A 14,971-nucleotide genomic window follows, 5' to 3' on the forward strand; every position below is an offset into this window, starting at 1 on the left:
ATGGCAACAGCGCGGCAGAGCCCGCGCCAGTCCGGGAAACCCCTGATGGCACCGATCCCGGCGACCGACCATCATCATCGCGTGACATCGAACTGGCTCTCGGCAGACCGGCGGGCGCTGCTGGAGCGGCTGCTCGACGCGCAGGGAACCGCCGCGGCCTCGGCCCGGATCCTGCCCCGCACCCCCGGTCCCGTGGTGCCGCTGTCGTTCGTCCAGCAGCGCCTGTGGTTCCTGCACCGGTTGATGCCGGACAGTCCGCGCTACCAGATCGGTGGCGGGCTGTGGCTGCGCGGCCCCCTCGACGTCGGCGCGCTGCGCCGGGCGCTGGAGGTCGTCCTCGACCGCCACCAGGTGCTGCGGACCACCTACCGGGTGGACCGGGAGGGCGAACTGGCGGGCCATGTGGGCCCGGTGGTGAGCGAGCTGCCCCTGATCGAGGCCGGACCGGGCACGCGGGAGGCCCTCGACACGGCACGCCGGCTGATCGGCACCCCGCTCGACCCGACGACGGGACCGGTGTTCCGCACCACCCTGCTCAAGGTCGCCGAGGACCTGCACCTGCTGGTCGTGGTGATGCACCACATCGTGTCCGACGGCTGGTCCCTGGACGTCCTGCTCAGGGAACTCACCACCGCCTACACCGACCCCCGGCTGCTGCCGGGACTGCCCGTCCAGTACTCCGACTACGCGGCCTGGCAGCAGGAGCGGGCCGCCGCCGCCCGGGCGGCCGGAGCCGACCCGGCGCTGGCGCACTGGCGCCGCCGGCTCGACGGCGCGGAGCCGCTGCGGGTGCCGGCCGACCGGCCCTGGCCGAGCCGGCCGACCTCCGCCGGCTCCACTCTCACCGAGACCGTCCCCGCGCGGTCCGCGGCGGCGCTGCTCGATCTGGCACGGCGGCGCCGGGCCAGCCCGTTCGCCGCGGTGATGGCCGTGAGCATGGCCGCCTTCGCCCGTCTCGCCGACCAGACCGACGTCGTCGTGGGCATGATGGTCGGCGGCCGTGAGCGCGACGAGCTCGCGCCGCTGGTCGGGTGCTTCATGAACACCGTGCCGGTCCGTGTCGACCTGTCGGGCGACCCCGTGTTCAGCGAGGTGCTGGACCGGGTCAACGAGGCCGTCGGTATCGCACGCGCCCACGCGGACGTACCGTTCGAGCGGCTGGTCGAGGCCCTGCGGCTGGGGCGCGAGTCCGGCGGGCGCACCCCGCTCGTGCACCACCTGGTGCAGTGGGAGGAGCCCCCCGTGCCGGTGCGGCTGGGGGATCTGGAGATCGAGCCCGTGCCCCTGTTCACGGACACCGCCAAATTCGATCTCTCCGCGTGTTTCATCACGACGGCCGGCGGCACCATGACCTGCCGCGCCGAGTACTCCACCGAACTCTTCGACCCCGGGACCGTACGCCGTGTTCTCGGGGCGATGCGCCATGTGGCGGAAGTGGCCCCCGAGGACCGGCCGCTGTCGGCGCTGCCCGTCGAGAGGAATCGTTGACCATGTCCCAGACCGCGTACGTCCTGCCCGCCTCCTTCGGACAGGAACGGCTCTGGCTGCTCGACCAGTTGCGGCCCGGCTCCGCCCTGCACAACCTGACCGGCGGCCTCCGGCTGACCGGCGAGCTGGACGAGGAGGCCCTGCGCCGGTCCCTGGGGGACATCGTGGCCCGGCACGAGGTGCTGCGCACGGTCCTGCGCCTGGACGGCGACCAGGTCGTCCAGGACGTGCTGGAGAGCATCGACACGCCGCTGCGCGTCGTCACCCCGGACGAGGGCCCGGACGGTGTGGACGCGTTGATCCGGCGCCTGGACGCGGAGCCCTTCGACCTGGCCACGGCACCGCTCATCCGCTGCCATCTGATCCGCTCCGGCCCCCGCGAGCAGGTGCTGCTGCTCGTCATGCACCACGCGATCGGGGACGGCCACTCCATCGAGGTGCTGCTGGCCGAACTGGCCCACCTGTACAGCGGCCATGCGGCCGGGCTGAACCCCGAGCTTCCCGAACTTCCGCTGCAGTACGCCGATTTCGCGGTCTGGCAGCGCGAGACCTTCGCGTCCGGCGCGCTCGACGAACAGATCGACCACTGGCGGCGCGAGCTGAGCGGGATCCAGCCGCTGCGACTGCCGCTCGACCGGCCGCGGCCGGCCCGGCCGACCCATGCGGCCGAGGTGGACCGGGTGGCCGTGCCCGCCGGCGTCGTGAAGACCCTGACCGCGCTCGGCTCCGGTGCCACTCCGTTCATGGTGGCGGTGGCCGGGTACGCGGCGCTGCTGACCCGCTGGAGCGGACAGCCGGACGTCGTCGTCGGCTTCCCGTCGCTGGGCCGTGATCAGGGCGAACTGCTCGACCTGGTCGGCTTCTTCATCAACACCGTGCCCCTGCGGATCCCCGTCTCCGCCGACCAGAGCTTCGCGGACCTGCTGTCCGACGTGCGGCGCCGGTGCCTGGCGGCCAACGCGAACTCCGGCGTGCCGTTCGAGAAGCTGGTGGAGAGCCTGAGCCCGGAGCGCGTCGTGGACCGCAGCCCGCTGGCCCAGGCCTGGATCAACCTTCAGCAGCCGCACGGCAGCGTGACCATGAAGGGACTGACGGGCGAGCCGCTGGCGCTGCCCATGAGCCAGCTGCCCTTCGACGTGGTGCTGGACGTGAAGGAGGAGGACGGCGGCCTGGCCGGAAACCTCGGCGCCGCGGCCGACGTCTTCACCCCGGAGACGGTGCGCCGGGCGGCACGCGGCTGGGAGGCGCTGCTCGCCGCCGCGGCGGAGAACCCGGCGGCACTCGTGTCCGAGCTGCCGTGCCCGCTCGGCACGACGTCTCCCGCCCCGGCCGCCGCGGAGGCTCCGGCCGCCGCGGAGGACGGTGACCACACGCCGTCCAGCAAGGCCGAGGCCCTCATCGCCGGCCTGTGGGCGGAGATCTTCGAGGACGAGTCCATCTCCATGGACCAGGGCTTCTACGCCCTGGGCGGCAACTCGCTGCGTGCCGTGCGCGTGATCACCCGGGCCCGTGAACTCGGCCTGGAGCTGCCGATCGAGGTGGCACTGGGCGAGCACACCATCCGGCAGCTCGCCGCCGAAGCCGACGACACGTCCCGGAGCTGAGCGGAGATGACCATGAGCGGTCAGGACCGGCGCCCCGCCGCCCCCAGCCTCGCGGACGCGCGGCGCGCCCTGCAGGGCGAGCGGGCCCGGCAGCGACGGCGCACCTCGTCCGGGACGGACGCCACGGCGACGCCGTCGGCAGCGGATCCGCGTCCGGACGCGCCGCCCCCGCTGTCGTACAACCAGGAGCAGCAGTGGTTCCTGCACCAGTGGGAATCCGAACTGCCGCTGTATCACGTGACGCTCGCGCTGCGGCTGGCCGGACCGCTCGACGTGCCCGCGCTGGCGCGCGCCCTGACCGCACTGGTCGAACGGCACCACATCCTGCGCACCCGGTACCCCGAGACGGACGGCTCCGCGCACCCGGTCGTCGACCCCGCTCCCGCCGACTGGCCGGTCCCGGTCACCGATCTCACCACGGCGGCGCCGGAGGAGGTCGAGCGCTATGTGAACGCCCTGGGCGACGCTCCGTTCGACCTGGCGACGGGACCGGTGCTGCGCGCCGGACTGGGGCGGCTGGCGCCGGAGCGGCATGTGCTGGTGGTCGTCGTCCACCACATCGCCTTCGACGGCGCCTCGTTCGAGGTCTTCGCCCGCGAGCTGATCGCCCACTACACCGCCGCCCGCGCCGGCCACTCCCCCGAGCTGCCCCCGCTGCCCCTGCAGTACGCGGACTTCGCGCGCCGTCAGCGGGCCCGCACCCAGGGCGGCGAACTCGACCGGCAACTCGCCTACTGGCGGACGCGGCTGGCCGGTCTGCCGGTGGTCGAGGTGCCGGCCGACCGCCGCCGCCCCGCCCGGCCGACCGCCGCCGGGGCCACCGCGGGGCTGATGCTCCCCAGTGACCTGGGCGCCGCGGTGCAGGACCTCGCCAGGTCCGCCCGGGTCACCCCGCTCACCGTGTACCTCGCCGCGTTCAGCGCCCTGCTGTCCCGGTACACCGACCAGGACGACATCGCGGTGGGCTCGGTCTTCGCGGGCCGCAACCAGGCCGAGGTCACCGGACTCATCGGCTACTTCGCCAACACGCTGGTGCTGCGGACGTCCACGGCGGGCGACCCCACCTTCGCCGAACTGCTGCGCCGCACCCACGAGACCGTGGTGGGCGCCCATCTGAACCAGGACCTGCCGTACGCCCACCTGGTGAAGGAGCTGCGGCCGACACGGGACGGCGACGAGGACCTGTTCCGCACCTGCTTCACCCTGCACCACGCGATCACCGAGTCCGTCGAGGCCGGCGGCCTGCGCATCGAGCCGTATCCGCGCAACCGCGACGTCACCCAGTTCGACCTGCTGGTGGAGGTCACCGAGGTCGTCGGCGAGGGCGTACGGCTGTGGGCGGAGTACTCCACCGAGCTCTTCGACCACCCGCGCATCACCCGGCTGCTGGAGCACTACGCCACGCTGCTGCGGGCGCTGCTCGCCGCCCCGGACACCCGGCTGTCCGCGGCGCCCCTGCTCGGCCCGGCCGACGAGGCGGAACTCCGCGCCGCCGGCACCGGTCCCGTGCTGCCCTTCACGTCCGCTCTGCCACTGGTGCACCAGCTGTTCGAGGAGTGGGCCGACCGCACGCCCGACGCGCCCGCGCTGATGACGGGCGACACCACGACGACGTACCGGGAGCTGGACGAGCGGGCCGACCGGCTCGCCGCAGCGCTGCGCGCGCACGGGGTCGGCCCGGACACCGTCGTCGGGGTCCTGCTCGATTCGCGCGCCGAGCTGCCGACGGCCCTGCTGGGAGTGATGAAGGCGGGCGGCGCCTATCTCCCGCTGGACCCCGCCCACTCGCCGGAGCTGCGGCGGGCCACCCTGGAACGCGCCGGGTGCGTCCATGTCGTCACCACGGTCGGCCGGCTGGAGGCGCTGCCGCCCGGCGTCACCGGCGTCGAGGTCCGCCCCGCCGCCGCGCCCGACACGCCCGTCGTGCGGCCCGCGCCGCTCGCCGCACCGGGTCACCTCGCCTATGTGGTGTTCACCTCCGGCTCCACGGGCGTGCCCAAGGGCGTCCAGGTGCCGCACGCGGCGGCGGTCGCCTTCGTGCTCGGCCTGAGCGAGGGCTTCGCCCTGGGTCCCGGCGACCGCATGCTCCAGTTCGCGAGCCCGACGTTCGACGTGAGCATGTACGAGATGCTCGGCACCCTGTGCCGGGGCGCCTGTCTGGTGCAGGCCGAACGGACGACGCTGCTGGACCCGCGGGCGAGCGTCGCCCTGCTGCGCGACAAGCGCGTCACGACCCTGATCGCCACCCCCGCGGTGCTGTCGCTGCTCGACGGCGCCGACCTGCCGGACCTGCGCAGGCTCAAGCTCGGCGGCGAGGAGGTGCCGGCGGCGCTGTGCGCCCGCTGGCAGGCGCCCGGCCGCGAGGTGACGATCGGGTACGGGCCCGCCGAGACGACCGTCGAGGCCACCTCGGGCACGGCCGGCGACCTGGCCGGCGAGGACGTCGCGCCCATCGGCCGGCCCCGGCCGAACTACACGGTGCACGTGCTGGACCGGCACGGCCGCCCCACCCCGCCCGGCGTCCCCGGTGAACTGCACATCGGCGGCGTGGGGCTGGCACGCGGCTACCTCGCGCAGCCGGGGACGACCGCCGACCGCTTCCGTCCGAACCCGTTCGGGCCGCCCGGCTCCCGCCTCTACCGCACCGGAGACCGCGTACGGCTGCGGACCGACGGTGTTCTGCAGTTCCTCGGCCGGGTCGACCGCCAGGTCAAGATCCGCGGCCACCGTGTCGAACTCGGGGAGATCGAGGCCGCGCTGGTCGCCCACCCGGACATCGCGCGGGCCGCCGTGCACGTGCGCACCGCGGCGGACGGCGACCGTGAACTCGTCGCCCACGTCGTGCCGGTGGCGGGCGCCGGGGTTCTCACCAACGAGCGGGTGCGCGGTCACCTCCTGGAGCGCATGGCCGCCCAGGTGATCCCGGCCCAGCTGCTGTGCGTGCCGGAGCTGCCGCTGAGCGCCCACGGCAAGGTCGACCGCCGGTCGCTGGCCGGCGCGGCGATCCCGGTGCGCACCGCGCCGATCCCGGACACCACCCTGGGCGGCCTCTTCGAGGCTCAGGCCGCCCGTACCCCGGCGGCCCCGGCGATCGCCGTCGACGACGCCCGGCTGGACTTCGCCGACCTCAACGGCCGGGCGAACCGGCTGGCCAGACTGCTCGTGGCCCGGGGCATCGGTCCGGAGCGCGCGGTCGCCCTGCTGCTGCCGAAGACCCCGGCCGCGATCGTGGCCCTGCTCGCCGTGTGGAAGGCGGGCGGCTGCTACGTACCGGTCGATCCCGACCAGCCCGCCGAGCGGATCGGGGCGGTGCTCGCCGAGGCCGACCCCGCACTGCTGCTCACCCGCGCGGACATCGCCTCCGGTCTGGCCGACCACGGCGTGCCGGTGCTCGATCCGGAGGACGACGCCGTCCTGCGGGAGCTGGCCGCCCAGCCCGACTCCGACCTGACCGACGCCGACCGGACGTCTCCCCTGGATCCGTGGAACGCGGCGTACATCATCTACACCTCCGGCTCCACCGGCCGGCCCAAGGGCGTCGTCGTGACGCACCGCAGCGCGGTCAACGTCTTCGGCTCGCACAGCACGGAGCTGTTCGGCCCGTCGGCCGCCACGGTCGGCGGACGGCAGCTGAGCGTGGCGATGGCGGCACCGCTGTCGTTCGACGCCTCGGTGTGCGGGCTGCTGTGGCTGCTCGCCGGGCACACGGTGCATCTGCTCGGCGACGGCGTGCGGCGCGACACCTCCGCCTTCGTGGCCTATGTGCGGCGCAACCGGGTCGACGTCGTGGACGTCACGCCCACGCACTGCGCCCATCTGAACGCGGCGGGACTGCTGTCCCCGGAACACCACCGGCCCCCTGTGGTGCTGCTCGGCGGCGAGGCCGTACCGCCGGCTCTGTGGCGGGAGCTGCGGGAGACCGCCGGGGTGCTCGCCCACAACATGTACGGGCCCACGGAGTGCACCGTGGACACGACGGTCGCCGCGTTCGCCGACAGCGAGCAGCCGGTGATCGGCAGGGCCGTGCCCAATGTGGCGCTCCGGGTCCTCGGGCCCGACCTGCGACCGGTGCCGGCCGGGGAGACGGGTGAACTCTGCGTGGCCGGCGCGGCGCTGGCCCGCGGCTACCACCATCAGCCGGGGCTGACGGCGGCCCGTTTCGTGCCGGATCCGGCCGGGCCGCCCGGCGCCCGGATGTACCGCACCGGTGACATGGTCCGGATGGGCCCGCTGGGCCGGCTGGAGTTCTGCGGACGCGGCGACGACCAGGTCAAGGTCCGCGGTCACCGTATCGAGCTGGGCGAGATCGAGGCCGCCCTGACCGGGCATCCCGCCGTGGGCCAGGCCGCGGTGGTCGTCCGGGAGGACGAACCCGGCGACCAGCGTGTCGTGGCCTACCTCGTGCCCGCTCCGGGGCACACCCTGCCGGACCGGGCCGGCTTGCGGGAACACGCCGCGCGGCTGCTGTCCTCCGCGATGCTGCCGGCCGCCTACGTCGCACTGCCCGAACTCCCCCTCACGCACAACGCCAAGCTCGACCGAGCCGCGCTCCCCGCCCCCGACCGCGGCGGAACCTCCGGCGGGCGCGCCCCGCGCACCCCGCGGGAGGCGGTGCTGGCGGCCCTGTTCGCCGAAGTGCTGCAGGTGGACCGCGTCAGCGTCGACGACAGCTTCTTCGACCTGGGCGGCCACTCGCTGCTGGCCACCCGGCTGGCGAGCAGGATCAGGGCCGCGCTCGGCGTGGAACTGCCGCTGCGGCGCCTCTTCGAGGCACCCACGGTCGCGGCGCTCGCCGCCGCCCTCGACACGGCCGGCTCCGCCCACGCCGCGCTGCGCCCGGTGGAACGCCCGGACCGGCTCCCGCTGTCGTACGCCCAGACGCGGCTGTGGTTCCTCAACCGGCTGGAGGGCCCCGGCCCGACGTACAACATGACCGCCGCGCTGCGGCTGCGCGGCTCTTTCGACCAGGCAGCGCTGGCCGCGGCGCTCGGCGACCTGGTGGGCCGGCACGAGAGTCTGCGCACGGTCTTCCCGGACGACGACGGCCTGCCCCGTCAGCTGATCCTTCCGGTCGCCTCCGCCCGGCCGGCGCTGGTCACCCGGGAGGTGGCGGCCGACGACCTGGCGGGCGAACTGCTGTCGGCGTCCCGTACCGCGTTCGACGTGACGCGGGACGCTCCGCTGCGCGCCTGGCTGTTCCGGCTCGGTGCCGAGGAGCACGTCGTGCTCCTCGTCCTGCACCACATCGCCTGTGACGGCTGGTCGATCCGTCCGCTGGCGCGCGACCTCGTCACCGCCTACGCGGCCCGTGCCCGGGGCGCCGAACCGGGCTGGCAGCCGCTGCCCGTCCAGTACGCCGACTACACCTTGTGGCAGCGCGAACTGCTCGGCGGCGAGGACGACCCGGACAGCATCCTGTCCGGCCAGGTCGCCCACTGGCGCCAGGCGCTCGACGGGATCCCCGAGGAGCTGCGGCTGCCGGCCGACCGGCCGCGTCCCGCGGTCAGCGACCACCAGGGCGGTCAGTTCGAGACGCCGATCGACGCCGGGCTCCACGCGGAGCTGCTGCGGCTGGCCCGCGGCAACGGCGCCACCCTGTTCATGGCCCTGCAGACCGCGCTCGCCATGCTGCTGACCAAGCTCGGCGCGGGCAACGACATCCCGATCGGCTCGCCGGTGGCCGGCCGCACCGACCAGGCTCTGGACGACCTCGTCGGTTTCTTCGCCAACACCCTGGTCCTGCGGATCGACACGGACGGGAACCCGAGCTTCCGGGAGGCCCTCGACCGGACGCGGGCCGGCAATCTGGCGGCCTACAGCAACCAGGACGTCCCGTTCGAACGGCTCGTGGAGCTGCTCGCCCCGGCCCGGTCGCTGTCCCGGCATCCGCTCTTCCAGGTGATGCTGGTCCTCGACAACCACGACGACGGCGAGATCGCGCTGCCCGACGTCGCCATCGACTTCGAGCCGGCGCCCACCGGTACCGCCAAGTTCGACCTCCTGATCAACCTCACCGAACGCGACGACGACGGCGCCCCCGCCGGACTCGACCTGGCGGTGCAGTACAGCCGGGACCTGTTCGACCACGACAGTGCCGAGCGGCTCGCCGACCGTTTCGTACGACTGCTGCGCGCGGCCGTGGCCGGGCCGGACCTGCCCCTGTCGGACCTGGACGTGCTCACCCCCGACGAGCGCCGGGCGGTCGCGGCGGACTGGAACGACACCGCGCACGAGGTCCCGGAGGCCACCCTCACCGACCTCTTCGCCCGGCAGGTCGCCCGTACCCCGGACGCCGAGGCGCTGCGCGGTGCCGGTCTGGTGCTGACCTACGCCGAACTCGACGCCTGGTCCGACCGGTTGGCCCGGGAGCTGATCGAGCACGGGGTCGGGCCCGACCGGGTCGTGGCGATCGCCCTGCCCCGCTCGCCGCTGACGATCGCCACCGTCTGGGCGGTGCTGAAGACGGGTGCGGCCTACCTGCCCATCGATCTCGACTACCCGACCGCCCGCATCGCCCACATGGTCTCCGACGCCGTGCCCCGGCTGGTGGTCACCGACGAGGCCACGCTGCCCCGGCTGCCCGAGGGCGTTCCGGTGCTGAGGTTCGACCAGGACCGGTACCGGCCGCATGCCGGGCGCACGCCCGCGCCGCGGTTCCCCGGGGTGTCCCCGGACGCGCCGGCCTACGTGCTCTACACCTCCGGTTCCACCGGCCGGCCCAAGGGCGTGGTGCTGCCGCACCGGGCGCTGGTGAACCTGCTGTGGGACAACCTCGCGCAGCTCCCGGACGGCGCCGCCGCACGGGTCGCGCAGTTCTCGGCGCTGGGCTTCGACGTGCTCGCCCACGAGACGTTCACGGCGGCCCTGTCCGGCGGCTGTCTGGTCGTCCCGGACGACGACGTCCGCAAGGACCCGGAGCGGTTCGTCGGCTGGCTGCGCGAGAACCGCGTCAACGCGCTGTTCATCCCCAACCTGGTCCTGCAGGCCATCGCCCGGGAGTCCAACGCCACCCCCGAGGGCCTGCCCGAGCTGCGGCACATCGTGCACGCGGGTGAGGCCCTGGTGCTCAGCCAGGAGGTCAGGACGTTCAGCGCGCGCCACCCCCGGCTGCGCCTGCAGAACCACTACGGCCCCAGCGAGACGCATGTCGCCACGGTCCACACCCTGCCGCCGGGCGGAGCGGGCTGGCCCCAGGAACCGCCCATCGGCCGGCCGGTGTTCAACACCCGCTGCCATGTGCTGGACGCGTGGCTGCGCCCGGTGGCCCCGGGCGTGCCCGGCGAACTGTATGTGGCGGGCGCGCAGCTCGCCCACGGCTACCGCAACCAGCCCGCGCTGACCGCCGAGCGGTTCGTTCCCGACCCGTTCGGACCGCCGGGCTCCCGGATGTACCGGACCGGGGACCTGGTGCGGTGGACGCGGGCCGGCGAGATCGAGTTCCTGGGGCGTGTCGATCACCAGGTCAAGATCCGGGGCGTCCGGGTCGAGCCGGGGGAGATCGAGGCGGTGCTCCGCGAGCACCCCGGGGTCGCCCAGGCGGTCGTGCTGCTGCGCGAGGGCCCGGCCGGCGCGGGCCGTCTGGTCGCCTACGTGGTCCCGGGGCGCCCCGGGCCGGCCGTCGAGCCCGCCGCGCTGCGCGAGCGCCTGCGGGCCGCGCTGCCGGAGGTCATGGTGCCGGCCGCGTTCGTGCTCCTCGACGAACTGCCCCGCACCGCCAACGGCAAGCTGGACCGAGCGGCCCTGCCGGAGCCCGCGCGGAACGACGTGCCCGCCGTACGGCGGCCGCTCACCGCCCGGGAGGAGGTGGTGTGCTCGGTGATCGCCGACGTGCTGGGCCTGCCCCGGGTGGGTGTCGACGACAACTTCTTCGCCCTGGGCGGCCATTCGCTGACGGCGGCCCGGACGGTCGGCCGCCTCCGGCAGACGCTCGGCGTGGATCTGCCCGTGCGCGCGCTGTTCGAGGCACCCACCGCCGCGGGCCTGACCGCGCTGGCCGAGCGGTCCCGCCCGCTCACCGGCCCCGACCTGGTGCGCACCGAGCACCGGGAGCCGCTGCCGCTGTCCCACGCCCAGCAGCGCTACTGGGCCATGGGGCAGCTGGAGGACGTCGCCGACACGTTCCACCAGGTGTTCGCCCTGCGGCTGCACGGCCTGCTGGACGCCGGGACGCTGCGCGCCTCGGTGCGCGCTCTGACGGAACGGCATTACACGCTGCACAGCACGGTGTTCGCCGATCCGGCCGACGGCGGGGCGCCCCGGCAGGCACGGGTGCCGCTGCCCGAGGACATCCTGCCGGTGGCGGATCTGTCGCGGCTGCCGGCCGACGCCCGGGAGGACGAGCTGTCCCGGCTGCGCATCGAGCACCGGGTCCGCCCGTTCGCCTTCGGCACGGGGCCGTTGGCCCGGTGGCAGCTGGTCCGGCTGGCCGACGACGAGCATGTGCTGCTCATGGCCATCCACCATCTCTCGCTCGACGGTTGGTCCTTCGGTGTGCTGGTGCGCGAACTGGTCACGCTGTACGGCGCGCACGGCCGCGCGGAGGCTCTCGCCCCGCTGCCGATGAGTTACGCCGACTACGTGGCCTGGGAGCGGGCGGCCTGGGAGAGCGGTGCCTTCGAGCGGCAGCTCGACCACTGGCGCGGGCGCCTCGCCGGGCTGCCGCGGCTGCGGCTGGGCGGACCGACGTCCGTGCCCTCCTCACCGCAGGGCGCCACCCTCGTGGCGCGGGTGGACGCCAAGGTCACCGACGCCCTGCGCGCCGTGGGCAACGAGCACGGCGCCTCGCTGTACATGACCCTGCTGGCGGCGCTCCATGTGGTGATCGGCCGGTTCACCGGACAGGACGACGTCCATGTGGGCACCCCCGTGGCCGGACGTCCCCGCCCCGAACTCGAAGGGCTGATCGGCTGCTTCGTCAACCACGTGATCCTGCGCGTCGACCTGTCCGGACGGCCCGCCTTCGGTGCGCTGCTGGACCAGGTGCGCGCGGACGTGCTGGACGCGTTCGACCATCAGGACGCCCCGCTGGAGCGGGTCACCCGGGAAGTGGATCCCGGCCGCGACCCGATCAGCGACCCGCTGTACACCATCATGCTGAACGTCCTCAACTACGAAGGCGCCTCCAGCGGTCCGGACGGGCTGACCGTCACCCCGGAGCCCCCGGCGAAGACGCTGGCCAAACGGGATCTGAGCCTGTACGTCACGGAGGACCCCGACGGTCTGTCGCTCGACCTCGTGTACCGCGAGAGCACTCTCGATGCGGACCGGGCGCAGCTGTTCCTGCGCCGGTACGTGGACCTGCTGGCCGAGGTGGCCGCTGATCCGACGCGCGGCATCGACACCTATCTCGCCGACGCCGGCGAGCGCACCCGTCCGCCGCACCACGGAGAGACACACCGATGACTTCCCCTTCCACGGTGCGGCACCCCGACCGGGACGAGCCGCCGGCGGGAACACCCGCCCCGACGGACTCCGCCGCGGCGCTCCGCACCGACCGCTGGTCGACGGTGGTCGCGCTGGGCGTGGCCGCGGTGCTCGGCACGCTGGCCGTGCTGGGCCTGGCGCCGCCCGCCGCGCAGGGCACCGGTGCCCCCGCCCGGGTGTTCTCGGCGGCGCGCGCCGAACTGCACGTGGACCGCATCGCCCAGCGCCCGCACCCCTCGGGCTCGCCGGAGGCCGCCCGGGTGCGGGCGTACATCGCCGATACCGCGCGCTCCCTGGGCGCCCGTGTCTCGCTGGAGACCGGCCGGGTCGTGCGCCGGCCCGAGGCGGGCAGGGCGGTGAGCGCGGCCGAGGTGACCAACGTCGTCGCGCGCGTCGCGGGCCGGGCTCCCGGGCACGGCGGCAAGCCGCTGCTGGTCGTGGCCCACTACGACTCGGTGCCCACGGGGCCGGGGGCGGCCGACGACGGGGCGGCCGTGGCGGCCATGCTGGAGACGATACGGGCGCTGAAGGCGGGGGGCGGGGTCCGCGAGGACGTCGTGTTCCTGTTCACCGACGCCGAGGAACTGGGCTCGCTGGGTGCGCGCAGCTTCGTGCGGCAGCACCCGGTGAAGGACTTCTCCGTCGTGCTCAACTGGGAGGCGCGCGGCACCGGCGGCCCGGTGATGTTCTTCGAGACCAGCACCGGCAACGGCCCGCTGGTGTCGGCTCTCGCCGCCGGCGGTGTGCGTCCGGTGGCCAACTCGCTGGCGTACGAGGTCTACCGGCGGATGGCGAACGAGACCGACTTCGGCGTCTTCAAGGAGGCCGGCGCGGCCGGGTTCAACGCCGCTTTCCTGTCGGGTTTCCGTGACTACCACTCCCCGCGCGACGACGCGGCGCGGCTCGATCCCGACAGCCTCCAGCACCAGGGCGCGGCGATGCTCGGCCTGGTGCGCGCCCTGGGCGATCACGACCCGGGGCGGGCGCGCGGTGCCGACGCCGTCTACTTCGATCTGTTCAGCCGGGTGCTGGTGCACTATCCCGTCGGCTGGGCGCTGGGCCTGGCGGTCGTGACCGTGCTCGCCTTCGCCGGACTGGTCGCGTGGGGGGTGGCCCGTCGGGCCCTGCGGCCGGTCGATCTGCTCGTGGTGGCGGTGGCCGGGGTCGCCTGTGTGGTGCTGGCCGCCGTCCTCGGCTTCGGCCTGTGGTTCGCGCTCACCGCGATCCGTCCCGAGCTGGCCGATCCCGGGCTGCCCGAGCCGTACGGCAGCGCGTTCCTCGCGGCCGGCTTCCTCGTCCTGACCCTGGGGCTGCTGCTCGGAGCGGCCCGGGTGCTGCGCGGGCGCGGCGCGACGGCCCGGCTGGCCGGCTGCCTGCTGGTCTGCGCGGTGCTGCTGGTGGTGACCACGGCCGTGGTGCCGGGCGCCGGTTACCTGGCGCAGTGGCCGCTGCTGGCCGGGCTGCCCGCGCTGTGGTGGTCCTGCCGGCGGGCCGCCGGGACGCTTGCGGTGCGGCCCGGTACGGTCGCCGTCACCGTCGTCCTCGACGCCTTGCCGGCCGCCACGGTCGCCGTCCTGTTCGCGCCGCTGGTGGCGAGCCTGCTGATCGCTCTGGGCACCCCGCTGGCGGCGGTGGCCATGGCGGTGGCCTGCATCGGCGGGCTCCCGCTCGTGCCGTTGCTCGCCCGGGTGCCGCGGCCGGCGCCGACCGGTGCGGTCGCGGCGGTCGTGGCGCTCGGGCTCGCCGTCGTCGGCGTGTGGCGGTCCGACTACTCGGCGCACCAGCCGCAGCCGGACTCCCTGGTGTACGTCCGCGACCTGGACCGGGACACCGCCCGCTGGATCAGCACCGGCCGGGACGCGTGGACGCGCAAGGCCCTCGGCGGCGCCTCGTCGAGCGAGCGGGTGCCCGGCGCCTACCTGGGGCAGGGCCGCACCGAGGCGTTGAGCGCGAAGGCCCCCGAGGTGGACCTGGCGCCCCCCGAGGTGCGCCTGCTGGCCGATGCGGCCGCGGGAGACGTCCGTACGGTGCGCTTCCGGGTGACCTCCCGGCGGGACGCGTGGATGCTGCGGATCCGGCTGCCGCTCGCGGGCCTGCGCGGCTGTGAGATCGCGGGCACCCGGCTGACGGCCGGGGAGCTGTCCGGGAGCCGGGCGTCCGACGGCACCGTCGTGTTCGAGTACACGGGTGGCGGCACCTCCGGCGTGGAGCTGAGCTGCGACGTCCGCGCGGGCGAACGGCTGCGGGTCGACGCCGCCGACCGCACGGCGGGCCTGCCCCGCGACGTGGCCGCCCTGGTCGGCCCCCGGACGAAGGACACCACGGTGGCGCCCTTCGGATTCGGTGTCACCGACACCTCCGTCGCCCGCCGGACCACGACCCTGTGACACCGGGGACCCGGTGCGAGCCGGCACCCCGGTGCGAGCCGGAACTCCATGGAACCGAAACGCTGTTGC

Annotated in this window: 4 protein-coding genes; all 4 read left to right on the forward strand. The window is 74.5% G+C overall.

Annotation, left to right across the window (positions count from 1 at the left end; genetic code table 11):
- Positions 1 to 81 precede the first annotated feature (81 nt).
- Genes ACZ7KF_RS24215 through ACZ7KF_RS24230 form a run of 4 tightly spaced genes read left to right on the forward strand, consistent with a single transcriptional unit; the run spans position 82 to position 14,902 of the window.
- Positions 82 to 1,488 (forward strand): condensation domain-containing protein, encoded by a 1,407-nt coding sequence (locus ACZ7KF_RS24215; RefSeq protein ID WP_471078656.1) that lies wholly within the window; start codon positions 82 to 84, stop codon positions 1,486 to 1,488.
- Between the two features lie 2 nt (positions 1,489 to 1,490).
- Entirely contained in the window at positions 1,491 to 3,092 is a 1,602-nt protein-coding gene (locus tag ACZ7KF_RS24220; RefSeq protein ID WP_471078659.1) for a condensation domain-containing protein, read from the forward strand.
- Between the two features lie 12 nt (positions 3,093 to 3,104).
- The gene (locus ACZ7KF_RS24225; protein WP_471078662.1) at positions 3,105 to 12,494 is read left to right on the forward strand and encodes an amino acid adenylation domain-containing protein; all 9,390 of its coding nucleotides are present in this window, start codon (positions 3,105 to 3,107) and stop codon (positions 12,492 to 12,494) included.
- Positions 12,491 to 14,902, forward strand: a complete 2,412-nt coding sequence (locus tag ACZ7KF_RS24230) for a M20/M25/M40 family metallo-hydrolase (protein ID WP_471078665.1) — start codon at positions 12,491 to 12,493, stop codon at positions 14,900 to 14,902. The genes ACZ7KF_RS24225 and ACZ7KF_RS24230 overlap by 4 nt, the downstream gene beginning before the upstream one ends.
- The last annotated feature ends 69 nt before the right edge of the window (positions 14,903 to 14,971 follow it).

This window comes from Streptomyces sp. NPDC038200, assembly GCF_055600785.1.

Bases quoted from the DNA above. Each gene is read 5' to 3' on its own strand.
- ACZ7KF_RS24225 (WP_471078662.1), top strand. From the start codon at position 3,105: ATGAGCGGTCAGGACCGGCGCCCCGCCGCCCCCAGCCTCGCGGACGCG.
- ACZ7KF_RS24220 (WP_471078659.1), top strand. From the start codon at position 1,491: ATGTCCCAGACCGCGTACGTCCTGCCCGCCTCCTTCGGACAGGAACGG.
- ACZ7KF_RS24230 (WP_471078665.1), top strand. From the start codon at position 12,491: ATGACTTCCCCTTCCACGGTGCGGCACCCCGACCGGGACGAGCCGCCG.